We start from the raw sequence: 23,152 nt of genomic DNA on the forward strand, positions 1-23,152 counted from the left end.
CTCCCACCTCACTTTAGAAGATGCTATGTCTCACTATTTCATGTCTATGTGGTGGGAGAAATATTTATTCATTTGTTTTATTGACTGAACCCATAAAAAAACGACAAGCCACAGGGACTTGTCGTTTATGTTGTATTTAGTTGACGTGAAGGAATTTTGAAATACCTTCTTCTTTTAACAGGTTTCCTACGTAGAAGGCACCGAACTCACCGAAGCGGGCGCTTACTTCATCAAAACGCATTTCGTATACGAGCTTTTTGAACTGAAGCACGTCATCGGCGAACAGAGTGACACCCCATTCGTAATCATCGAAACCAACAGATCCCGTAATGATCTGTTTCACTTTACCTGCGTATTGGCGGCCGATCATACCATGACTTCTCATCATGTCACGACGCTCTTCCATCGGCAGCATGTACCAGTTATCATTCCCCTGGCGGCGCTTGTCCATCGGGTAGAAGCAGATATGCTTCGCTTTTGGAAGGATCGGGTAGATGCGTTCCTGTACGTATGGATTCTCGTAAGGATCGCCCTCTGAAGGCATGTAGTTGCCGAGTTCCACTACAGAAACGTATGAAAATGTCGGAATAGTGAACTCAGCGATTTTCAGCTTGTTGAATTCATTTTCCAGCTCATTTAGTTCTTCCATTGTCGGACGAAGGATCATCAGCATGAAGTCCGCTTTCTGCCCAACAATCGTGTAAAGGGCATGGCTTCCTTCTTTTGCATCCTGAGTGCTGTTCAATCGATCTAAGAAACGGTGGAATTCTGAAATAGCCGAGGCTCTCTCTTCACTCGGAAGCATCTTCCATGAAGTCCAGTCCATTGCGCGAAAATCATGCAGGGAATACCAACCATCTAATGTTTGTGCCGGTTCTGCCAACGTAATCACTCCTTAAAGTACTTTTTCCAACTTTACTATATCATAGTTTCACCCTAGAGTAAGAATACAAAACCCAATGTCGCAAAAATGGCACAAATGGTGGATAGCCGGTGGATTTCTGGAACACACTATCCTCGTAGATTGTCATATAGGCTTAGGTTATTGTCAGTTTGGGTAAAATTATTAGAAAACAAAGACTTTTGAGTTGAAACCGGTATCATTACTCCTTTTCCTTGAATTCTTCATTGAGAAGAGTATTCTAAGATTGGATATGTATAAATCAAGGAGGTTCCTCTATTGAGCAACTTATTTACAACATTAACGGATAAAGTAAAAGGCAAAGAGTTAAAGATCGTTTTCCCTGAGGGGACGGATGAACGCATTCTGACAGCAGCATCCCGTTTGTCTGCTGCCGGTATCCTGACACCGATCGTAGTCGGAAACGTGGATGAAGTGAATGCCAAAGCGGATCAGCTGGGAGTCAAGCTTGACGGTTGTGACGTCCTCGACCCGGCATCATTTGCTGGAATGGACGAGCTTGTGAAAGCATTCGTGGAACGTCGTAAAGGAAAAGCGACTGAAGAAGATGCGAAGAAAATTCTCTTGGACGGAAACTACTTCGGTACGATGCTTGTATACACCGGCCAGGCTCACGGACTTGTAAGCGGCGCAGTCCACTCAACAGCTGATACGGTTCGCCCGGCCCTGCAGATCATCAAAACAAAAGAAGGCGTCCGCAAAACATCCGGTGTCTTCATCATGGTACGTGAAGATGAGAAGTATGTATTCGCTGACTGTGCGATCAATATCACTCCGGACAGCCAGGATCTAGCTGAAATCGCCATCGAAAGTGCGAAGACAGCTGACATGTTCGATATCGATCCACGCGTTGCGATGCTGAGCTTCTCGACAAAAGGATCGGCTAAATCACCTGAAACGGAAAAAGTGGTAGAAGCCGTATCTCTCGCAAAAGAAAAAGCACCGGAACTGACTGTCGACGGTGAATTCCAATTTGACGCTGCCTTCGTTCCATCCGTAGCAGAGAAGAAAGCACCTGGTGCGGACATTCAAGGGGATGCCAACGTATTCGTATTCCCAAGTCTTGAAGCAGGAAACATCGGATACAAAATCGCACAACGTTTAGGAAACTTCGAAGCAGTAGGCCCGATTCTTCAAGGACTGAACGCCCCTGTGAACGATCTTTCCCGCGGTTGTAACGAAGAAGATGTGTACAAGCTTGCATTGATTACGGCAGCTCAGGCGCTGTAAGGAGATAGATGTATTGGGAAACCGGATCCTTTAGGGGGTTCGGTTTTTTTGTGTTTTTTATTAGTGCCAGGCACCAGGTGATGGATCCGGTATTTGTTCACCCGTCCGGCCCCTTTTTCAGAAACCCCACCATTATGTGATATAATGAGCTCGCATGTTGTAAGTGAAGGAGAAGCGTTATGGATAAGGAAAAAGCGTATGCACTGCTTCGTCAAGATCGATGGAGAGTGATTGATCAATCAAGTTTGGGACCGATGTTCGGGGCCCTGCAGTCGTTTGCCATGGACGATACATTATGTACGGTGATCGGAGCAGGTCAGTCTGATCCGACGGCACGCTCATGGGTCCATCAGCAAACGGTTGTATTAGGCATTCAAGATACAAAACTGCCGTTTCTTTCTGATGCCTTGGAGGTGTTGGAAGAGGAAGGCTACCGATATATTGTACGAAACTCCGGGGGCCTTGCGGTCGTATTGGATGAGGGGGTACTGAATCTTTCATTGGTTTTCCCAGATTCTGAAAAAGGCATCGACATTAACCGTGGATACGACGCGATGTGGCTGCTGGTAAAGGATATGTTCAGGGAATTTGACGTGGAGATCGAAGCGAAGGAGATCACACAGTCTTACTGTCCCGGCAGTTACGATCTCAGCATCAATGATCAGAAGTTCGCGGGGATCTCCCAGCGGAGGATCCGAAACGGAGTAGCCGTTCAGGTGTATCTTTGCGTCAGTGGGAGCGGTTCTGAGCGGGCGGGACTGATTCAGCGTTTTTATGAGACCGGACTGAAGGGTGGAACGTCGAAGTTTACGTTTCCGACGATTGACCCTGAGGTGATGGCTTCTTTATCGGAGCTCTTAGGCGTCGAATTATCGATTCAAGATGTGATGCTCCGCTTCCTGCAATCGTTGAAAGGATTCAGCGGCGAATTTTACAGCAGTGCCCTCCAGGGAGAAGAGTATGGGATGTACGAGATGTATTATCAGCGGGTCGTGGATCGGAATGAAAAGGTATTAGGATAATGAAGAGAGCGGGACTTCTATGGGAATGGGAGTCCGGCTTTTTTTATCCCGGCATCCCTTCTCTACCAAAAAACCAGCACGCCCACAGGCGCACTGGTTGGGAATCCCATTATTCAGCAACTTTCTCGAGATTTCCGTTTCGGTCCATCTTGAATCGCGGTGCTTTCGATTCGTCTTCATCGAATACGACGAGTTTTCTGGCCCGGTTCATGATTTGCATGAGTGTTTCGTAGTCTTCCTGCATCGTAACGGAGTTGTTTTCAAGGGCTTTGACTTTCTTTTCGAGATCGGCATTCTCTTTTCGGAGGTCGGAAATCTCCTGCTTCAATCTCTGATTCTCAATTTTCACGTAGTCGGAGTTCATGTTGGTTTGGGCCAGGTTCTGAAGGAACGCGATCACCTTTTCAAGGGTGACTTCCCCTTTAAGTCCCGATGGTTTTACAACATGGTTGGCAGCAGGTGCTTGTGGCGCCACGTAAGCTTGTTCCTCACTTGCTTCCACTTTAAAGTTCTGTGCTGCTTCTTCAGTTTCTTTCCCCAGTTGCTCTGTTTCCGGTACGTAGTTCTCGTACTCGGCAAATTCCATTTCTTCTTCCGCTTCAGACATTGATAGAGACATAGCGTCTAAATCTTCGAAGGAAGGTGTCGGTGGCTGGTATAATAGCTTTTTCTTGCCGCCCTGGTCTTTCCCGAGGATGCGGTGGCGCTGTTTGCGTTGTTTTTTTGCTAGTGAAAGAGCTTTCTCGTACTGGTGGCGCACGACGGCGTTCCAGCGGAATCCACATGCGGCGGATGTGCGGTTCAGTTTGTCCCCGACTTCCTCGAAGGCATTCAGCTGTGTGCTGCCTTCACGCACATGACGTAGGACCGTTTCTGCCAATAATAGATCATTTTCTTCCGTCCAGGCATCCTGTCTTGTTTTCATCATCATTTCATCTCAACTCCCAAAGTTTTCTTAAAGTATTCGTTGATTAAAGGATGGACCATTTAGAAGGTTTTTATACGAATATGTTAAAATTATTTTCTGTCTGCTAGTTTCGTTGTATCAGTGATGAACGCATGCAGGATGGAAACGATGTTCACTTGCAAAACATGACTGAAAACTGTATTCTATAAATCGATGTTTACGACGTATAAAATCCATTTCAATAGATAGAAAGGGTTGTTGACAGATGGCAAACGAATTCCGTGTTTGCGATGATTGTCAGGCCGTTAACCTAAAGACCTTGATCCCGAAATTAAAGGATATTGATCCGGATGCACCGATCGACATTGCGTGCCAATCCTATTGTGGTCCAGGACGCAAAAAGACATTCGCCTTTGTGAATAATCGTCCTGTAGCGGCGTTGACTGAAGAAGAACTGATGGAAAAAGTGATCAAGAAAATAAAGAAGTAAAAGGAAACTTCCACCTGAGGGAGTTTTTTCTTTTCTACTGATAAAAATAAATAAAGGTTTGCGCCTCCTTGGAAAAGGAAACTACATAAGGGGCAGAGAAATAATAGGAGAGAATTTTTTGTCAAGCGTCCAAATTTTTTTGAAGGATTTGGAACGCTTGCGGTTGAACTATCAAAGGACAAATACCTATTTTTTTCGACAAAATTCGAGATGAATGCGATGACGCAAGTCGCTATAATAGAAATATGCTAGTTTAGGAAGAGGGTAGAAGATGGAGTATGCCAAGCAGAAATTACATGAAGAAAAAGTATTTAAAGACCCTGTTCATCGCTATGTTCATGTAAAGGATCGCGTGATTTGGGATTTGATCGGGACGAAAGAGTTCCAGCGACTCCGCAGAATCAGACAGCTCGGAACCACCTACTTGACCTTTCACGGGGCAGAGCACAGCCGGTTCAATCATTCTCTTGGCGTGTATGAGATCATTCGCCGCATCGTCGATGATGTCTTCGTCGGAAGACCGGAGTGGAATCAGGATGAGCGATTACTGTCATTGTGTGCTGCGTTATTGCATGATCTTGGGCACGGACCGTTTTCCCATTCCTTTGAAAAGGTGTTTCACCTCGATCACGAGCATTTTACCCAAGCCATCATCTTAGGGGACACAGAGGTGAACGCGGTTCTCGGTAAAGTGGCACCGGATTTTCCAAAACATGTGGCAGAAGTGATCGCGAAGACGTACAGTAACAAGCTGGTCGTCAGCCTCATTTCAAGCCAGATCGATGCCGATCGTATGGATTATCTGCAGCGTGACGCCTATTTTACAGGGGTTAGCTATGGACATTTCGACATGGAGCGGATCCTCCGTGTCATGAGGCCGCGCGAAGATCAAGTCGTCATCAAGCAAAGCGGGATGCATGCCGTGGAGGATTACATCATGAGCCGCTATCAGATGTACTGGCAGGTATATTTCCATCCGGTCACCAGAAGCGCAGAAGTGATCCTGACGAAAATACTACATAGGGCAAAGGAGCTTCATGAAGAGTCCTATTCCTTTAAGCAAAGCCCGATCCATTTTTATTCCCTGTTTGAGGGGGAAGTGGCCCTGGAGGATTATTTAAAGCTGGATGAAGCGGTCATCATGTACTATTTTCAGATTTGGCAGGAAGAAGAGGATCCGATTTTACGGGACTTATGCGAGCGGTTCATGAACCGGAATCTCTTCAAGTACGTGGAATTTGATCCAGCGAAGGAATACAAGAAGCACAGTGAACTGGAAGCCCTCTTTAAAAAGGCGGGAATCGATCCCGATTATTATTTAGTGGTGGACTCATCTTCAGATCTTCCATACGATTTCTACAGGCCGGGCGAGGAAGAGGAACGCCTCCCGATCCATCTATTAATGAAAAATGAGGAGCTTCGTGAACTTTCCAGACAGTCGGATATCGTGGATTCCATCTCCGGAAAGCGCCGGACCGATCATAAATTATACTATCCAGTGGATTTACTATATGACGAATCAACAAAGAAAAATATTAAGCGCCAGATACGTTCGATTCTGGAGTTGTAGACAAGAGCCTGACATATGCAATACTAGGAGTAGGAGATGACGTACATTGTTAAAAGAGCATGCAAAATTGATGAGTGCCTTCTTAGCCTCGGGTGAAGTGGTGGGAAGAAAGAAGCTTCAGAAGATGATATACATCGCGAAGAAGCTTGAATTCCCGTTTCAGGAAAAATTTCAATTTCATTTTTATGGTCCGTACTCGGAGGAACTGACGCTTCGGGTGGAGGAGCTATGCAATATGGGGTTCATCTCCGAGGTGAAGGAAAAAAAGGGCGGCTACTTTCAATACCGCTATGCCGTCACGAAAGAAGGGGAGGACTTCCTGGAGATCTATGAAAAGGATATGCCCTGCCTGAAAGATTGCCTTACGGATATGAACGTTCAATCAGCACGCTTTTTGGAACTGGTTTCGACCATCTTATATTTTGATAATCTTTCAAAAGAAGAAGTCGTGGAAAAAGTGTTCACACTCAAGAGCAAGCAGAAATATACAGAAGAAGAAATCGACGAAGCCTTCGCTTACATTGATGGACTAAAATCGAAAAAAATCGTTCAGTAGAGAACGTTCTTATAGGATTGAAAGGGGGGATCACTCGACAGGAGTGATCCCCCTTTATATAATCTTGCTATTTTGATGATTGATCCATTTTTTCAATGATTTGATCAAGCTTTTCTTCAACCTGTTTGTCTTGGTTCCGCTGCTGGATCCTTCTGTTTCGAAGCCCTTTCGCCACCACAAAAGCGACAACGACAATGGCTATAAGTAAAGCCGTCATGAACAACTGTAAGAAAACATCGCCAATCGTCATGTCCATTCATTTCATCCTTTCCGTCGACTGTATGGTATATCGTATTCTTAAGATGCAAATGTTGCCCGTGTGGAATCCCGGATTTATGAAAAAGCGAAGACATAAGACAAGCCCGCTGAAAAGGAATGCCTTTTCAGCGGGCTTGTCTTATGTTTGCTTCTATTGATCACTGAGTCTCTTGCCTCCGACGGCATAGTGACCTTTCGTCATTTCTTCAATGAAGACGACGATTTTTTCTTCAGGGGCACCGGTTGTTTCGCTGACGGCTTCTGTCACTTTTTCAACGAGGGCACGTTTTTGCTCTTCTGAACGGCCTTCGAGCATTTTTACGGTGATATAAGGCATAATGATTCGCTCCTTGGTTTTGGATTTGGTACAATCTGTGGTAGGCTCCTGTATTCATGCCTACCATTTAAATGTAATGGGTAGGGGATGAGAGAGCAAGTTTGGTATGATGGAAAGATGAAGTGTCATGAAGGCAGGAATTTTTCTGTATACTATGGAATAAGAAAGTAAAACATTTTTTAAAGGAGTACATACTTTGGATACAATTAGCTCACTTTTTGAGTCGATCTCCGTCTTTCGGTTGGAAGAGCTTCCGTTTGTCGTGATCGCCCTCGTCATGGCCTTTACGGTTCATGAGTTCGCACACGCCTTTGTGGCATACAAGTTCGGGGATACGACAGCGAAGGATCAGGGAAGACTCACATTGAATCCGATTCAGCATCTGGACCCCCTGGGAACCATTTTAATATTAATCGCGGGATTTGGCTGGGCGCGGCCTGTGCCGGTCATGAGATCACGTTTTAAGAATCCCCGGTTGGCGGGAGTGTTGGTATCGGTTGCCGGCCCCCTGAGTAATTTTTTACTGGCGTTCATTGCATTCGGTTTTTTCTATTTCTTTGTAGGGGTGACGGGCGGAGTCGGGGTACCGCCGTTTGTCATTGATCTCCTGCAGATGATCGTTTACTTGAACGTACTGTTGTTTGTCTTCAACTTACTGCCGTTCCCTCCACTGGATGGGTACCGGATCATCGAGGACTTGTCACCGAATCATGTCAGGGCAAAATTGTCCCAGTATGAGCAATATGGCGTTCTGCTGTTTTTAATCATTATCATCACGCCTCTGGACGAATATACGATCTGGCCGTTATTACAAGGCGGCATGACCGCGACCAATCAGGCATTCAGTGCGATATTCACGACTATTTTTTCAATCTTTAACTAGAAGGAGTGACGTTTCATGGAAAAGAAAAAAAACATTGGATTCAATATCATCAAAAGTGATCCCACTGACGGCCATGGCGGATACGGGGTAGGGTCATTGAGCCTTGATAATGTTTCGCCTGTGATGATTGATGTCGAAGAAGGTGAAGCGACGATCGAAATCGGCGCCTTGCATGCAAGAAGCCCGATTGAAAAAGGGATCAAGTTCACGAATAACCGTGAGGACTCGGCTGGCGGTAAGCTGTACTGGCTGATCTGGGTGACCATCGACCGGATGGAAGACGGCCCGTACTATGCAGGCATGACGGCTTGTGAGCTCGTCGTGAACCGCGAGAAGCGCAGGGGCTACAAGTCCATGCCGGAACATGTGAACAATATGGATAAATCCATCAAGCGGAAGATCGTGCTGGATCAACTGGACGATAAATCCAAAGGCATTCTCACGGACTTTTTAAAGAATCATGATGAAGGCATGTGGGAACGCTCAAAGGAGGAACTGAAGGAAGCGCTAAAAATAAAATAGATCGTTTTGTGAACAAAATGTGACATTTTTTTGAATATGTCGTTCACATCTTGCTCTATGGGTGGAAAAAAAGTACACTTAAATCACAGTTTGCACATAAACTAGGACATGAAAAACCCCGGGTTCGCACAAACCCGGAGTTTTTTATTTTTTTATTGGTATATAGCTGGAAATTGGTTTTTCGAGATGTCCAGCTCCAGGGGCTTGGGGCTCGAGGTCATAAGCCAAGTCACCCAAAAAGGCAAAGAACGCCTTTCCGGGTGACTCGTCTTATGCTTGTCGCCCCAGTGCGAGCCCCTTCCGCTTTTCGGTTAAAAAATCCAATCCCTAACTTTATCATACCAAGACTTCTTCTCTTTTTCCGGTACCTTTTCTTTCGGTGCTTCTTTTTCACCCAGATGTTCATGGCAGTATTCTGTCGGTTCTGTGCCTTTTACAAAATAGGTGAAGCGCTGAACGGGACAGTCTTTTGTTGCGAGCAGTCCGTTATGGGGGTTCACGGCCACGCCGACGACGCCCTTGGTCGGTTTGAAGTTTTTGACGGGTTCATTCTTCAGGGCTTCCTCCATGAAGTGGACCCAGATTTTCTTGGCATAGTATTTATCATCGACCAGGGAGACTTCTTTTCCTTTATCGTATCCGGTCCACACTCCCGCTGTTAATTGAGGGGAGTAGCCGATCATCCAGTTGTCTGTATTGGTTGTCCCGGATTTACCTGCATAGGGACGGGTCGCGTCTTTCCGGATCTGGATCCCTGTGACCGTCGAGTAATCATTGAGCTTAGGATCGAATATCCCGGTGAGCATATGGGTCATGACATATGTGAGATCCGGGTCAAGTACCTGCTCTTTTTTAGATTTCTGTTCATAGATGATGTCCCCCGACCAGTCTTCCACTCTTGTAATGAAGACGGGCTTCACTTTATAGCCGCCATTGGCAAAGATGCTGTAGGCATTGACCATATCGATGACCCGTGCCCCTGATGTACCGAGTGCCGATGAAGGATATTTTTTCACCTTTGTCGTCAATCCGAACTTCTCTTTTGCCGTTTTCGTCAAGGTGTCCTGACCGATGAAGAGGTGGGTCTTCACGGCGTAGACGTTATCAGATAGAGCGATGGCCTGGGCCAGGGTGATGTCACCATCTGCAAATTTATTGTTGTAATTATGAGGGGTGTACTTTTTTCCATCATCGAATGTGAAGGACGTCATTTCGCTCTTCATCGTCGTGGATGGCGTAAACCCCTGCTTTAAAGCAGAGTAGTAGAGTAACGGCTTGATCGTTGATCCCGGCTGGCGGATTGCCTGCACGGCACGGTTAAATGGACTCTCTTCGTAATTTCGACCCCCGACTAAAGCTGTTACATATCCATTTTTCGGGTTCATGGACACAAACCCCAATTGGATATCCGATTTATCGGGGATCTGTTCCTTCACGACTTTCTCGGCGGCTTTCTGGTGATCGGGGTTTAGGGTCGTGTATACCTTCAGTCCTCCCATCTCAATCGTGCGTTCCTCGATTCCCAAGTCGGAGCGGAGGATACTTTTCACTACATCTTGAAAATAGGGGGCGGTTTCCGCCTTTTGATGGGCGTGCTCGCCTGTGATGCGGATTGGTGCGGCTTTGGAAACGGTCTCTTGCTCTTTTGTTATAAAGCCGTCATCGGTCATGGACTGAAGAATGAGTTCCTGTCGATTCTTGCTATTTTCAAGATGGGTGACAGGCGAATAGTAGGACGGTGCTTTCGGTATCCCGGCGAGCATGGCCGCTTCGGAAACCGTCAATTGATTGGCATCCTTGCCGAAGTAATATTGACTCGCTGCCTGGACACCGTATGCGCCGTGTCCGTAATAGATGGTATTTAAATAGCCTTCTAGAATGTCCTTCTTGGAGTAGTTCATTTCAATCCTTATCGTATAAAGGGCTTCTGAAATCTTTCGTTTCCACGTCTTATCATGAGAAAGAAATAGATTGCGAGCGTACTGCTGTGAAATGGTACTGGCCCCCTGTACCTTCGACATCGCTTTGACGTCGGCCAGTGCTGCCCCTGCCATCCGCTTCAGGTCAAACCCGTAATGCTGATAGAAGCTTTTGTCTTCAATGGAGATCGTCGCTTCAATGAGGGCAGGTGAGATTTCCTTCAGTCCCACCCAGTAGCGCTTCTCGTCTGTATTCGTTTCTCCTATGACCGAACCATCCTCACCGTAGATCAAAGTAGATTGAGGGACGGCAAGGGGAGGCGGCCCCTGGACCTTGGCGTAAATCAAAACCCCCATGATCCCCAACAAAAAGAGGACCATAGCCGCGAGAGCCCCGACCACTGCAAATCTCGCATATTTCTTTGTCTTCCCCATTCGAGCCATCAGTTCCATACCTCTCCCTACTTTCCCTACAGAGGTCCGCATCATTTGAGGGACGGACCTTGGATTTTTCTTATATTTGTTATTTCGTTTATACTGATTACTGTGTAGTATCAGTATGAAAAGATTTACGAGATTTTAAACCTAAAAGGTTTAGAAAAAATTTCACTTGAAATTTTGCTAGATTCCACTATACTTTTTCTCATGTTTGTATTTATCATGATAGGGAAGGATAAAAATGACGTCCGTTCCGGATGTTTTTATAAATAGGAGTAAAGCCCGTTATGTCAGGGTTTCGCTTAACAGAGTGATCTATTTTGTCCTAAAGATGAACGTGTGAAAACTCAAACTAGTGGTATATGATTTTGACAGCGAAGATCGACCTATGCTGGAAAAACTGATAAAAATATAAAAACAAGAAGGGAAGTTGAAATAATGAGTGGACTTTGGTACACAGAGAAACAAACAGAAAACTTCGGGATCACGATGAAAATCAAGAAGACTTTACATACAGAGCAAACGGATTTTCAATATCTTGAAATGGCTGAAACAGAAGAGTGGGGCAATATGCTGTTCCTTGACGGCATGGTCATGACGAGCCAGAAGGATGAGTTCGTCTATCACGAAATGGTCGCGCATGTTCCATTATTCACGCATCCGAACCCGGAGAACGTATTGGTTGTCGGCGGTGGAGACGGAGGCGTCATCCGTGAAGTGTTGAAACACCCAAGCGTGAAAAAGGCCGTACTTGTTGAAATCGATGGGAAAGTGATCGAGTACTCCAAGAAGTATCTTCCTGAGATTGCAGGAGAATTAGAGAACGAGCGGGTGGATGTACAAGTCGACGACGGCTTCATGCACATCGCGAAGAGTGAGAACGAATATGACGTGATCATGGTCGATTCCACTGAGCCTGTTGGTCCGGCGGTGAACTTGTTCACAAAAGGATTCTACGCAGGGATCTCGAAAGCCCTGAAAGAAGACGGAATCTTCGTCGCGCAGTGTGACAACCCTTGGTTCAAAGCAGACCTTATCCGCCAGGTACAGAGCGACGTAAAGGAAATCTTCCCAATCACACGTCTGTACACAGCGAGTATCCCCACATACCCAAGCGGATTGTGGGCCTTCACGATCGGTTCCAAAAAGCACGACCCGATTGAAGTGCCGGAAGAGCGTTTCCACGACATCGAAACGAAATACTACACACCGGAACTGCACAAAGCAGCATTCGCCCTTCCGAAATTCGTTAAAGACCTGACAAAATAAATGGGAGGGACGGACCTCACATTTCAACGGTAAATCGCTTAAAATCAATGAGGGACGGACCTTAACCAAGGTCCGTCCCTCTCTAAAAGAGAGGTTGAAGAATATGCGTTTTGATGAGGCTTATTCAGGTAATGTGTTTATTAAGAGCCATCCTTCTTATGAGGATAGCCAGGTGGTCCTTTACGGGATGCCGATGGATTGGACGGTCAGTTATCGTCCTGGTTCCCGTTTCGGCCCGACCCGTATCCGTGAGGTGTCCATCGGTCTGGAGGAGTATAGCGCGTACCTAGACCGGGAACTTGAAGAAGTGAAATACTATGATGCCGGTGATATCCCGCTTCCGTTCGGTAACCCGCAGCGGAGCATCGATATGATTGAAGATTATATCGACGGCCTGCTCGGAGACGGGAAGATCCCGTTCGGAATGGGTGGGGAGCACCTGGTCTCATGGCCTGTGATGAAAGCCATCGCGAAGAAATACCCGGATCTTGCCATCATCCATATGGACGCTCACACAGACCTGCGTGAAGAGTATGAAGGGGAGCCGCTATCCCACTCGACTCCGATCCGTAAGATCGCCGAGCATATCGGGCCAAAGAACGTTTATTCATTCGGCATCCGTTCCGGGATGAAAGAAGAATTCCAATGGGCGAAGGAAAACGGCATGCACATTTCGAAATTCGAAGTGCTCGAGCCGTTGAAGGAAATCCTTCCTCAGCTTGCAGGACGTCCTGTTTATGTGACGATTGATATTGACGTATTGGACCCTGCCCATGCTCCTGGAACCGGAACCGTGGACTGCGGGGGAATCACATCCAAGGAATTATTGGCATCCATCCATGCCATTGCTCACTCAGACGTGAACGTCGTGGGAGCGGATCTGGTGGAAGTGGCGCCAATCTATGATCCATCCGAGCAGACAGCGAATACGGCAAGTAAGCTGATCCGTGAAATGCTTCTTGGCTGGGTGAAATAAACCATCAAAGCCTCTTCTCATTGGCAGAAGAGGCTGTTCTTTTGCCGATAATCCGCTTACATCCCCCCAATAAATGAAAACTCACCGTGTTCCATTGCAATTTCCCACAATACTTCTTATACTTAATTAGTTAGAAGGAAGGGACGTCTATTTGAGGGACGGACCTATCACTTGATCGGACCCTAAAAAGAAAAGGATGTGAGTGGTTTGACGGCAAAAACAGATTACACCCCTGTCAAAGTTCACTTGAAAACCAAAATCACAATAGGAGAGGAAAGTGACTCTTTTGAATTGGTATCATTTGGTCGATACTATGAAAAGGGAGATGCCGTTTTTCTAAAGTACGATGAAGTACAAGAGGAAGGGACCACTCATACGATTGTTAAAGTAACGGATCGACAGGCCCTCATCCTCAGAAGCGGGGCAGTCAAAATGAGAATGGCCTTCAACGAACTCGAGGAACAGAACGGTTCTTACGAGAGCCAGCTCGGCACCCTTTTACTTACAACCAAAACGAAAACACTTTCACATACACAGAGTGACTCGGAGCTTGAAGGGAATTTCAATCTTTCATACGAGTTAAAGATGCAGGACAGCCCGGTTGGGGATTATGTTATGTCCATTCACTATAAGGAGGAAGCATAGCGATATGAATATCGTCGAAAAAGTACAAGAAAACCTGAAAGCCGAAATCAGAGCAGCGGTCCTGAAAGCGGGACTCGCAACTGAGGATCAGATCCCGGATGTCATCCTTGAGATCCCGAAAGAAAAGTCACACGGGGATTATTCAACGAATATGGCCATGCAGCTGGCAAGAGTCGCAAAAAAAGCACCACGCATGATCGCTGACGACATCGTCGCTAACTTCGACCAGTCCAAAGCGTCCATTGAAAAAATGGAGATTGCAGGACCCGGCTTCATCAATTTCTACATGAATAACGAATACTTAACAGATTTGATCCCGTTGATTCTCGATCAGGATCAGGAATACGGTCAGTCAGACGCGGGAAATGGTGAGAGAGTGAACGTCGAGTTCGTATCTGCCAACCCGACAGGTGACCTTCATCTAGGTCATGCCCGTGGAGCGGCCGTCGGTGATTCCCTATGTAACGTCCTTGAAAAAGCGGGCTATAACGTAACCCGTGAATACTACATCAATGACGCCGGAAATCAGATCCACAACCTGGCGATCTCCGTTGAGGCACGTTACTTCCAGGCACTTGGACAGGACAAGGCGATGCCTGAAGACGGGTACCACGGGGCGGACATCATCGGAATCGGAAAGAAACTGGCTGAAGAATTCGGCTCGAAATATGCAGAAGTAAGCGACGCGGAACGCTACAAGTTTTTCCGTGAATACGGCCTGAAGATTGAAATGGCCAAGCTTCAAAAGGATCTTGAAATGTTCCGCGTTCCGTTCAATGTGTGGTACTCTGAAACATCCCTTTATGAAAATGGGAAAATCGATGCGGCATTGAAAACGCTGAGAGATAACGGTCACGTATACGAAGAGGAGGGCGCAACCTGGTTCCGCTCGACTGAACTTGGCGATGACAAGAACCGTGTTCTTATCAAGAACGACGGCACGTACACATACCTGACTCCGGATATTTCCTATCACCAGGATAAATTCGAGCGCGGGCATGATGTGCTGATCAATATCTGGGGAGCGGATCACCACGGTTACATCCCACGTATGAAGGCGGCCATCGAAGCACTTGGCTTTGACCGTGACAAACTGGAAGTGGAAGTGATCCAACTTGTTCACCTTTACAAAAATGGTGAAAAGATGAAGATGAGTAAGCGTACAGGGAAAGCTGTTACGTTACGTGAGCTTGTGGAAGAGGTCGGCCTTGATGCTGTCCGCTATTTCTTCGCCATGAGAAGTGCCGATACGCATATGGATTTTGACCTGGACTTAGCGGTTTCCCAGTCCAACGAAAACCCTGTATATTATGCTCAATATGCCCACGCGCGTATTTGCAGCATCCTTCGCCAGGCAGAAGAACAGGGGCTGGCTTCAGAAGACAAGATCGACTTAAAGCTGATCGGTACGGAAAAAGAAGTAGACCTACTGAAAAAGCTGGGTGAGTTCCCGCAAATGATCGCCGACGCTGCGGAGAAACGCACGCCTCACCGTGTGGCAAACTACATCAATGACCTGGCATCTGCTTTCCACAGCTTCTACAATGCTAACAAGGTACTTGATGAAGATAACCGTGAACTGACGACAGCACGTCTCGCTTTAGTAAAAGTCGTTCGTGTCACGTTACAAAACGCCCTTGCCTTGATCGGTGTAGCAGCTCCGGAAAAAATGTAAATAGATATACCAAAGGTCCGTCCCTCATCAGGATGGACCTTTTTCTTATATTTCCCCCGCTTTGACGTATAATAATGGAAGATGGATGAAGGAGGAGAATGGTATGAAAACCGTCGTATTGGCGATCGTAACCGGATTTTTAGTCGGGTTTATCTTTGCTTTATTTAAGTTACCGATACCGGCCCCGCCAGCATTGGCAGGAATTGCAGGAATTGTGGGTATTTATCTTGGGTTCAAAGCCTTTATGGCAATTCAGCCCTGGATCGAGTCTGTATTTAAATGATGTTTACATAAAAAAGATGAACACCCAAGTGTCCATCTTTTCTTCTTTACCACTCAAGGGTCCCGCCATTGATCCTTTTCACCCCGCGGATGGAAGCTAAATCTTCAATCAGCTTCAGCATAGCAAGATCTTTATGTTTGGCTTCGATCATAAAATCCACGTCCTGATTAAACGTTTTCAGGGTTTTGAAGAAACCTTCCACAAATCCCGGATCGACCAGGACGGCATGGGAGCGGAAGGCACTAGCAGATTTAGGGGAGGAAATATGTATTTTCGGCACTAAATCTCTCCTGTCCCAGGTGGAAAAAATCTTTTCAAGATACCCCTCAAGAGGCTTATCACTTGGATTGGCTTCGTGATGGTGAATGTCCAGAACCATGGGGATCTTCTCTTTTTGACAAACGGTGAGCGTTTCTTCGACGGTATAGGTCTTGTCGTCATTTTCGAGTGTCATGATGTCTTTTACATCCGGAGGGAGGTCTTTCAGGTTTTCATGAAAACGGATCAGCGTTTCTTCCTTATCCCCGTAGCTCCCGCCGATATGGATATTGATGACGGAATCCTTCTCGATCCCCATATATTCAAGCATCCGGTAGTGATACACCATATCTTTCACAGCATTGTCCGTCACATGCTGCTTGGGACTCGTGAATAAGGTGAACTGGTTCGGGTGAAAGCTTGCCCTGATCCCGAGCTTTTTGATCAAATCCCCAAGTTCCTTCCATTCATGTTGAAAAGGGGAATGGAAATCCCATTCCACTTCAGGATGAGTGGCAAGGGGAACGAGGGAGCTGGATAATCGGTACAGCTTGATTTCATGAGCCGCACACAGATACAGGATGCGTTTCGTATGCTCCAGGTTTAACCTTGTCACTTCCTTCAGGCGATCCATCCGTTCGCTCTTGGGTAACTCCGTGAATCGCTTGAATGTCATGGTTTTGGCCGGGCTTGCATCCCATAAAGAGAGGGAGTTCGCCACGAATCCCAGTCGGACTTTCATGTGTCATCCCCCTAGAGTAAGATTGAAATGGCTGAAGCGACGCGTTCTTTTAACCGGGTGAGCACAGAAACCGATGAGAGGTCGCTTTCGCTTAACATGTCGGATGCCGCCATGTCTTTTTCCATTTCCTTTTTCAACGTCTGGATAAATCCTTTATCGTAGATCAGGTTATTGATTTCAAAATTGATAAAGAAGCTCCGCTTATCAAAATTGGCCGTGCCGATATCACAGAAATGGTCATCGACGACCATCACCTTTGCATGATAGAAGCCGTCCATGAACTGATACACTTTCGCACCACTAGCGAGCAGGGGCCTGAAATAAGGGAAGGCTGCTTCTTTCACCAGCATATGATCGGCATTATTCGGGATGATGATCTTGACGGTAACCCCTCTGTCCAGTGCCCCCAAAAGCGCGTCCATCAAGATCGGAGTAGCAATGAAGTAGGGTGTCCCGATAATGATTTCGCTTTGTGCTTCGTCGATGAATTTTCCAAAGAAGTCTTCAATATTAACCCCCTCGGTCGGGAAAATTTGATGCTGAATGCTTCCTTTATCAGCGGGAGGGAAATACTTTGCTTCGTTCTTCAAATCCTTCTGTGTAGCGCGGTGCCAGTCAATGCAGAACTCAGTCTGAAGATCGTGGACACCTTCACCTTCCAACCGGAGATGATAATCCCTCCAAGGAGAAAGCTCGGGCTTATCATTTTCATCGATATATTCCTTTCCGATGTTGTAACCACCCAAATAACCGATCACCCCGTCGATGACGGTAATCTTCCGGTGATTACGCTGCTGGGAGGAAAAGAACAGGTAGGGAAGCTTGACTCTCCGGCAGAAATCGACTTCCACACCCGCATCACGAAGCTCCTTTACCTTCGACTTCGGGACGTTATGACTCCCGATTTGATCCATCAGAAGACGGACTTCAATGCCTTCTTGTGCCTTTCCTTTCAATAATTCCAGGAACCTCAAGGCAAAGTGGTCATCCTGGACGATATAAAATAATACATGAATGGAGGCCCTTGCTTCTTTCATGTCTTTAAACATTTGATCGAAAAGCTCGGGTCCCCTTGAAAATAATTCGATATCACTCATTCGTTTCTCATAATCTCTTCTTGTCCGCGTCCGGATGAAATGACTTCTCCCCAATTTGAAATCGAGCATCAGCCATCCGATGATTGCGGCAAGAATAACCAATAGGATTAACCACCACATAGAATCACTCTCTCATTTGCATTATCTTTAGTATGTCCTCTTTCTTTGGTACTTTGCATCCTTTCTTCTTTTTCCCTTTCACTAGTCCTTTTGAAACCTGTGGGGGGTACAGAAAGTCCTGTTTTTTTACGAGCTGAAGGATCACCTGTGAAAAGGTTTTCATTTTTATTCGGAAAAACCATTGACTGAATGCTCATTCATAATATAATGGAGATATGAACTATTCAGAATATTAATTTGGTTTGTAAAAGTTTGAACAAAGGGGAAGTTCATCGGACCAAAGAAGGGGGAGTGTTTGTCTATGAATGGGTTACTCATTCTCAATTGGGTCGCATTTATCCTTGTGACCGTTTATGCACTGAGTCTGTTTGTGTATGTAGTAAAGACGAGAATTGAATATATTAAGCTCGGGAAAAAAGTGGAGTTCGACAAACGATTCAAAGAACGATTCCAGAAAATCCTGGTCAATGTCTTCGGACAAAAGAAGCTCTTGAAGGATAAGAAAAGTGGAGCGATCCACGTGATGTTCTTCTACGGATTCATCCTCGTTCAGTTCGGGGCCATCGATTTCATCTGGAAAGGGCTTGCTCCGGGAAGTCACCTGCCGCTGGGGCCTTTATACGCTGGATTCACGTTCTTCCAGGAAATCGTCACACTCATGATCCTCGTAGCGGTTGTGTGGGCATTCCATCGCCGCTATGTTGAAAAACTGGTCCGTTTAAAAAGAGGATTCAAATCTGGGCTGGTCTTGTTATTTATCGGTGGATTAATGCTGTCGGTCCTAGTCGGGAACGGAATGGGCATCATCTGGCATGGGGAAGACCTTGCCTGGACGGAGCCTGTAGCATCGCTGATCGCAGGGGCACTTGGAGGCATCGGGGAAACGGCATCCATCGCCATTTTCTATGTAGCCTGGTGGATTCACTTACTATTCTTACTGGCATTCCTTGTGTATGTGCCGCAATCCAAGCACGCTCACTTGATCGCAGGTCCTGCCAATGTTTATTTCAATCGTTTAGACAACCCTGGGAAGCTTAAGCCCATCGATTTTGAAGATGAATCAGCCGAAAGCTTCGGGGTAGGGAAAATTGAAGAATTTACACAGCACCAAATGATCGATTTCTACGCATGTGTGGAATGTGGTCGTTGTACGAATATGTGTCCGGCAACCGGGACAGGGAAAATGCTTTCCCCGATGGATCTCATCGTCAAACTTCGGGATAACCTGACGAATCACGGTGCTGTCGTGACGCAGAAGAAGCCTTGGGTGCCGACATTTGCATTCAATGGGACGAAAGGGAACCAGCTTGCGATGGCAAGTGCCACTCAGGCGGCTGAAGAAGCGGCTGCCGGTGCTGCGTACAGTCCAAGCCTGATCGGGGACGTCATCACGGAAGAAGAAATCTGGGCATGTACCACGTGCCGTAACTGTGAAGACCAATGTCCAGTCATGAATGAGCACGTAGATAAAATCATCGACCTTCGCCGTTACCTTGTCCTGACAGAAGGAAAGATGGATGCAGACGCACAGCGCGCTATGCAAAACATCGAGCGTCAGGGAAATCCTTGGGGTCTGAACCGTAAAGAGCGTGAAAACTGGCGTGAGGGAAGAGAAGACGTGACGATCCCAACGGTAAAAGAAATGAAAAAAGCGGGAGAAGACTTCGAATTCCTATTCTGGGTCGGATCCATGGGTTCATTCGATAACCGAAGCCAAAAGATCGCCTTATCCTTCGCCAAGCTGATGAATGAAGCCGGCGTGAAGTTTGCGATTCTCGGTAATAAAGAAAAGAACTCCGGTGACACACCGCGCCGTCTTGGAAACGAGTTCTTATTCCAGGAGCTTGCCGGTCAAAATATCGCTGAGTTCGAAAAACATGAAATCAAGAAGATTGTAACGATTGATCCGCATGCGTACAACATTTTTAAAAATGAGTATCCGGACTTTGGCCTGGAAGCGGAAGTCTACCATCATACTGAACTTCTGCATCAGCTGGTACAGGAAGGGCGCCTGAAGCCGCAATATGAAGTGAACGAAACAATCACCTTCCACGATTCCTGTTACCTTGGCCGTTACAATGAAGTGTATGACCCACCGCGTGAAATCCTGAAATCCATTTCCGGAGTGAAATTGGTCGAGATTGAGCGTAACCGTGAAAAAGGCATGTGCTGTGGAGCGGGTGGAGGACTCATGTGGATGGAAGAAGACGCAGGACACCGCGTCAACGTCTCCCGTACCGAGCAGGCACTGGCTGTCAGTCCATCGGTCATCAGCTCAGGCTGTCCATACTGCCTGACGATGCTATCGGATGGTACAAAGGCAAAAGAAGTGGAAGAAACGGTTTCTACTCTCGATGTCGCAGAAATTCTTGAAAAAGCCGTTTGTGGCGATCTAAAGGACCAACCGGCTGCATCTTAAAAAGAATATTATCCTTTAGATAATGAATGGCACACGCGTTCATCAAACAAACAGGAGCGAAACAAAATAGTCTCTATTGCGTTTCGCTCCTATTGTTTTTCTACAATAGTAAATTTAATAGAAAAATAAAAACTTTCTAAAAAATCGGGTGCGTTAGCATTAAAAATGAAGTACAATAAAGGTATATCGGGGACAAAATTTGTCCCTTCTCTTATGAGGATTAGTTGAGCGAGCGTTCAGTCGAAAGTCGATCAAATTTTTTTAAGGTAAATTGAAAGCGTATACAAATTAACGGATAAAACCCATATAAAGGAGAGCGATGGAGATGGGAAAAACGGTTATTTTAGACGGAGCAAGAACGCCTTTTGGTAAATTCGGGGGAAGCCTCAGCAGTTTTACAGCTTCAGAGCTTGGCGGTTTCGCTATGAAGGAAGCCTTGAAACGGGCCGGCGTAAACGGGGAAGAAGTAGAAGAAGTCATCCTCGGATCTGTTTTACAAGGAGGACAGGGCCAAATCCCTTCCCGTCAGGCATCACGCCACGCGGGCTTACCTTGGAATGTCAAAACGGAAACGATCAATAAAGTATGTGCGTCAGGAATGCGAAGTGTCACATTGGGAGACCAGATCATCCGTGCAGGCGACGGTGAAGTGATCGTGGCAGGTGGAATGGAATCCATGTCCAATGCTCCTTACATCCTTCCGAAAGCGCGCTGGGGATTTAAAATGGGAGATTCTCAGGTAAAAGACCTGATGGTACACGACGGATTGACGTGCAGCTTCAACAATGTCCACATGGGAACGTACGGAAATGAAACAGCGAAAGAATTTGAACTATCAAGAGAAGAGCAGGACGAATGGGCACTCAGAAGCCATCACAGAGCCGTAAAAGCGACCGAAGAGGGAGTGCTCGGTGAAGAAATCGTTGCTGTTGAGGTTCCTCAACGCAAAGGAGATCCGATTGTCGTAGCGAAAGATGAAGCCCCACGGAAAGAAACATCCATCGAGGCACTGGCTAAATTAGGGCCTGTCTTCGGATCAGAAGGAACGATCACAGCAGGGAACGCTCCAGGGGTCAACGACGGAGCGGCAGCCATGGTCCTCATGAGTGAAGAAAGAGCCAAGAAGGAAGGGAAACAGCCGTTAGCGACCATCCTTGGCCATACTGCCCTTGCTGTTGAAGCGAAGGACTTCCCGCAAACACCGGGGCTTGTGATCAACGAGCTTCTCAAGAAAACAGGGAAATCCCTTGAAGAGATCGATTTGTTTGAAATTAACGAAGCATTTGCAGCCGTGGCATTAACGAGCGGGAAAATCGCCGGCCTTGATCCAGACAAAGTCAATGTGAACGGTGGAGCCGTTGCCCTTGGCCACCCGATCGGAGCAAGCGGGGCCCGCATCATCCTTACACTCGCATACGAACTGAAACGCCGCGGAGGAGGAATCGGAATAGCCTCGATCTGCAGCGGAGGCGGTCAAGGGGATGCGATCATGATTGAGGTAGCGAAGCAGTAGGGTGACTTGTTGTACCAGGTACAGATGGGATTGTTTGTACCAGGTACATAATCGGTGGAGTGTACCAGGTACACACTTGGCGAAGTGTACCAGGTACAAAGAGAGCAAAGTGTACCAGGTACAAAGGGGAGTGATTGTACCAGGTACACTCCTGAGTTCAGCAGCTGACCCACAAAAAACCAACTAGATTACTAGTCTCATATAACAAAGGGGAGAACAAAATGAACATTAAAAACGTAATGGTCATCGGCGCGGGACAAATGGGCGCAGGGATCGCCCAGGTCTGTGCACAGGCAGGGTTCAACGTATACCTGAACGATTTGAAAGAAGAGTTTGTCCAAAAGGGAATGGGTGTCATCACGAAGAATCTGTCCCGTTCCGTTGAAAAAGGAAGAATGTCTGAAGAAGATAAAACAGCTACAGTAAATCGTTTGACGGCTTCAACTGATATCCAGGACGCCAAGAAGGTGGATCTTGTCATCGAAGCGGCAGTTGAGAATATGGACATCAAAACGAAGATTTTTGCTCAGTTGGATGAGATCACGCCGGAACATACGATTTTGGCTTCGAACACGTCTTCCCTTCCGATCACGGAAATTGCGGCAGCGACGAAGCGGCCGAAACAAGTGATCGGAATGCACTTCATGAATCCGGTACCGGTGATGAAATTGGTTGAAATCATCCGTGGGCTTGCGACAACGGATGAAGTGTATCAAGTGATTGAAGATATGACGAAGTCACTTAATAAAGTACCGGTAGAGGTGGAAGATTTCCCGGGATTCGTTTCAAACCGCATCCTGATGCCGATGATCAATGAAGCGATCTACACCCTTTATGAAGGGGTGGCGAGCAAAGAGGCGATCGATGAAGTGATGAAGCTCGGTATGAATCACCCGATGGGACCGCTGACTCTGGCTGACTTCATCGGACTCGATACATGCCTCTATATCATGGAAACCCTGCATGAAGGTTTCGGTGACGATAAATACCGTCCATGCCCGCTACTCCGGAAATATGTGAAAGCAGGCTGGCTGGGTAAGAAAACGGGCCGCGGCTTCTATTCGTACGAGTGATCACGACGAACATCAGGGAGGAAACAGT

General features: G+C 46.6%; 23 protein-coding genes. 15 read left to right on the top strand and 8 right to left on the bottom strand.

The window, feature by feature from the left end:
- Nucleotides 1-136 precede the first annotated feature (136 nt).
- Nucleotides 137-883: a hydrogen peroxide-dependent heme synthase gene (gene hemQ / locus ACSQ2E_RS00850; RefSeq protein WP_435988933.1), complete on the bottom strand. Its 747-nt coding sequence runs from the start codon at nucleotides 881-883 to the stop codon at nucleotides 137-139.
- Between the two features lie 297 nt (nucleotides 884-1,180).
- On the opposite strand from hemQ, the gene pta reads away from it, so the two are divergent.
- Nucleotides 1,181-2,152: a phosphate acetyltransferase gene (pta, locus tag ACSQ2E_RS00855; protein ID WP_435988934.1), complete on the top strand. Its 972-nt coding sequence runs from the start codon at nucleotides 1,181-1,183 to the stop codon at nucleotides 2,150-2,152.
- A 179-nt stretch (nucleotides 2,153-2,331) separates the two neighbouring features.
- A complete protein-coding gene (locus tag ACSQ2E_RS00860) occupies nucleotides 2,332-3,174 on the top strand; it encodes a lipoate--protein ligase family protein (protein WP_435988935.1) in 843 nt (280 codons plus the stop codon).
- A gap of 109 nt (nucleotides 3,175-3,283) precedes the next feature.
- Here the strand turns inward: ACSQ2E_RS00860 and ACSQ2E_RS00865 are convergent, their stop codons facing one another.
- Nucleotides 3,284-4,099 carry an RsfA family transcriptional regulator gene (locus tag ACSQ2E_RS00865; protein WP_435994351.1) on the bottom strand — a complete coding sequence of 272 codons (816 nt, stop codon included), beginning with the start codon at nucleotides 4,097-4,099 and terminating at the stop codon, nucleotides 3,284-3,286.
- 247 nt (nucleotides 4,100-4,346) lie between these two features.
- Here ACSQ2E_RS00865 and ACSQ2E_RS00870 point away from each other — a divergent pair, with 247 nt between their 5' ends.
- The 3 genes from ACSQ2E_RS00870 to ACSQ2E_RS00880 all read left to right on the top strand — a co-directional run bounded on the left by ACSQ2E_RS00870 (nucleotide 4,347) and on the right by ACSQ2E_RS00880 (nucleotide 6,697).
- Nucleotides 4,347-4,571, top strand: coding sequence for a DUF1450 domain-containing protein (locus ACSQ2E_RS00870; protein ID WP_060674304.1), 225 nt, complete (start codon nucleotides 4,347-4,349; stop codon nucleotides 4,569-4,571).
- Between the two features lie 271 nt (nucleotides 4,572-4,842).
- Nucleotides 4,843-6,141, top strand: a complete 1,299-nt coding sequence (locus tag ACSQ2E_RS00875; protein WP_435988936.1) for an HD domain-containing protein — start codon at nucleotides 4,843-4,845, stop codon at nucleotides 6,139-6,141.
- A 46-nt stretch (nucleotides 6,142-6,187) separates the two neighbouring features.
- Nucleotides 6,188-6,697, top strand: coding sequence for a YwgA family protein (locus ACSQ2E_RS00880; RefSeq protein ID WP_435988937.1), 510 nt, complete (start codon nucleotides 6,188-6,190; stop codon nucleotides 6,695-6,697).
- A 67-nt stretch (nucleotides 6,698-6,764) separates the two neighbouring features.
- Here ACSQ2E_RS00880 and ACSQ2E_RS00885 read toward each other — a convergent pair whose 3' ends face one another.
- Nucleotides 6,765-6,953: a DUF4083 family protein gene (locus tag ACSQ2E_RS00885; RefSeq protein ID WP_435988938.1), complete on the bottom strand. Its 189-nt coding sequence runs from the start codon at nucleotides 6,951-6,953 to the stop codon at nucleotides 6,765-6,767.
- A gap of 153 nt (nucleotides 6,954-7,106) precedes the next feature.
- Nucleotides 7,107-7,292 carry a 2-hydroxymuconate tautomerase gene (locus ACSQ2E_RS00890; protein WP_034765056.1) on the bottom strand — a complete coding sequence of 62 codons (186 nt, stop codon included), beginning with the start codon at nucleotides 7,290-7,292 and terminating at the stop codon, nucleotides 7,107-7,109.
- A gap of 277 nt (nucleotides 7,293-7,569) precedes the next feature.
- Here ACSQ2E_RS00890 and ACSQ2E_RS00895 point away from each other — a divergent pair, with 277 nt between their 5' ends.
- Both ACSQ2E_RS00895 and ACSQ2E_RS00900 read left to right on the top strand, forming a co-directional pair.
- The gene (locus tag ACSQ2E_RS00895; RefSeq protein WP_435994353.1) at nucleotides 7,570-8,175 is read left to right on the top strand and encodes a site-2 protease family protein; all 606 of its coding nucleotides are present in this window, start codon (nucleotides 7,570-7,572) and stop codon (nucleotides 8,173-8,175) included.
- 15 nt (nucleotides 8,176-8,190) lie between these two features.
- Nucleotides 8,191-8,697, top strand: coding sequence for a YwhD family protein (locus ACSQ2E_RS00900; RefSeq protein WP_435988939.1), 507 nt, complete (start codon nucleotides 8,191-8,193; stop codon nucleotides 8,695-8,697).
- Nucleotides 8,698-9,008: 311 nt separating this feature from the next.
- On the opposite strand, the gene ACSQ2E_RS00905 is transcribed toward ACSQ2E_RS00900, so the two are convergent.
- A complete protein-coding gene (locus ACSQ2E_RS00905) occupies nucleotides 9,009-11,069 on the bottom strand; it encodes a transglycosylase domain-containing protein (protein ID WP_435988940.1) in 2,061 nt (686 codons plus the stop codon).
- Between the two features lie 423 nt (nucleotides 11,070-11,492).
- Between ACSQ2E_RS00905 and speE the strand changes: the two genes are divergently transcribed.
- From speE to ACSQ2E_RS00930, 5 genes are all read left to right on the top strand, one after another.
- Complete coding sequence (speE, locus tag ACSQ2E_RS00910) at nucleotides 11,493-12,323, top strand: spermidine synthase (protein WP_435988941.1); 831 nt, start codon at nucleotides 11,493-11,495, stop codon at nucleotides 12,321-12,323.
- Nucleotides 12,324-12,426: 103 nt separating this feature from the next.
- The gene (speB, locus tag ACSQ2E_RS00915) at nucleotides 12,427-13,299 is read left to right on the top strand and encodes an agmatinase (RefSeq protein WP_258264530.1); all 873 of its coding nucleotides are present in this window, start codon (nucleotides 12,427-12,429) and stop codon (nucleotides 13,297-13,299) included.
- A 207-nt stretch (nucleotides 13,300-13,506) separates the two neighbouring features.
- Nucleotides 13,507-13,944: a DUF1934 domain-containing protein gene (locus tag ACSQ2E_RS00920; RefSeq protein ID WP_286162912.1), complete on the top strand. Its 438-nt coding sequence runs from the start codon at nucleotides 13,507-13,509 to the stop codon at nucleotides 13,942-13,944.
- Between the two features lie 4 nt (nucleotides 13,945-13,948).
- Nucleotides 13,949-15,619, top strand: a complete 1,671-nt coding sequence (gene argS, locus ACSQ2E_RS00925) for an arginine--tRNA ligase (RefSeq protein ID WP_435988942.1) — start codon at nucleotides 13,949-13,951, stop codon at nucleotides 15,617-15,619.
- Between the two features lie 103 nt (nucleotides 15,620-15,722).
- Complete coding sequence (locus ACSQ2E_RS00930) at nucleotides 15,723-15,902, top strand: XapX domain-containing protein (RefSeq protein ID WP_032086963.1); 180 nt, start codon at nucleotides 15,723-15,725, stop codon at nucleotides 15,900-15,902.
- Between the two features lie 46 nt (nucleotides 15,903-15,948).
- On the opposite strand, the gene uvsE is transcribed toward ACSQ2E_RS00930, so the two are convergent.
- The 3 genes from uvsE to ACSQ2E_RS00945 are packed head-to-tail and all read right to left on the bottom strand — an operon-like array spanning nucleotide 15,949 to nucleotide 18,301.
- On the bottom strand, nucleotides 15,949-16,902 hold the full coding sequence (gene uvsE, locus ACSQ2E_RS00935; protein WP_435988943.1) for a UV DNA damage repair endonuclease UvsE: 954 nt from the start codon (nucleotides 16,900-16,902) through the stop codon (nucleotides 15,949-15,951).
- Between the two features lie 11 nt (nucleotides 16,903-16,913).
- The gene (cls, locus tag ACSQ2E_RS00940) at nucleotides 16,914-18,119 is read right to left on the bottom strand and encodes a cardiolipin synthase (protein WP_435988944.1); all 1,206 of its coding nucleotides are present in this window, start codon (nucleotides 18,117-18,119) and stop codon (nucleotides 16,914-16,916) included.
- Nucleotides 18,107-18,301, bottom strand: a complete 195-nt coding sequence (locus ACSQ2E_RS00945) for a hypothetical protein (RefSeq protein WP_435988945.1) — start codon at nucleotides 18,299-18,301, stop codon at nucleotides 18,107-18,109. Before ACSQ2E_RS00945 ends, cls begins: the two co-directional genes overlap by 13 nt.
- Before the next feature lie 119 nt (nucleotides 18,302-18,420).
- On the opposite strand from ACSQ2E_RS00945, the gene ACSQ2E_RS00950 reads away from it, so the two are divergent.
- The 3 genes from ACSQ2E_RS00950 to ACSQ2E_RS00960 all read left to right on the top strand — a co-directional run bounded on the left by ACSQ2E_RS00950 (nucleotide 18,421) and on the right by ACSQ2E_RS00960 (nucleotide 23,124).
- The gene (locus tag ACSQ2E_RS00950) at nucleotides 18,421-20,538 is read left to right on the top strand and encodes a 4Fe-4S dicluster domain-containing protein (RefSeq protein ID WP_435988946.1); all 2,118 of its coding nucleotides are present in this window, start codon (nucleotides 18,421-18,423) and stop codon (nucleotides 20,536-20,538) included.
- 325 nt (nucleotides 20,539-20,863) lie between these two features.
- Complete coding sequence (locus ACSQ2E_RS00955) at nucleotides 20,864-22,051, top strand: acetyl-CoA C-acetyltransferase (RefSeq protein WP_435988947.1); 1,188 nt, start codon at nucleotides 20,864-20,866, stop codon at nucleotides 22,049-22,051.
- Between the two features lie 221 nt (nucleotides 22,052-22,272).
- Entirely contained in the window at nucleotides 22,273-23,124 is an 852-nt protein-coding gene (locus tag ACSQ2E_RS00960) for a 3-hydroxybutyryl-CoA dehydrogenase (protein WP_435988948.1), read from the top strand.
- Nucleotides 23,125-23,152 lie beyond the last annotated feature (28 nt).

It is taken from the genome of Rossellomorea sp. LjRoot5 (assembly GCF_964253455.1).
In the GTDB taxonomy this organism is placed as follows: domain Bacteria; phylum Bacillota; class Bacilli; order Bacillales; family Bacillaceae_B; genus Rossellomorea.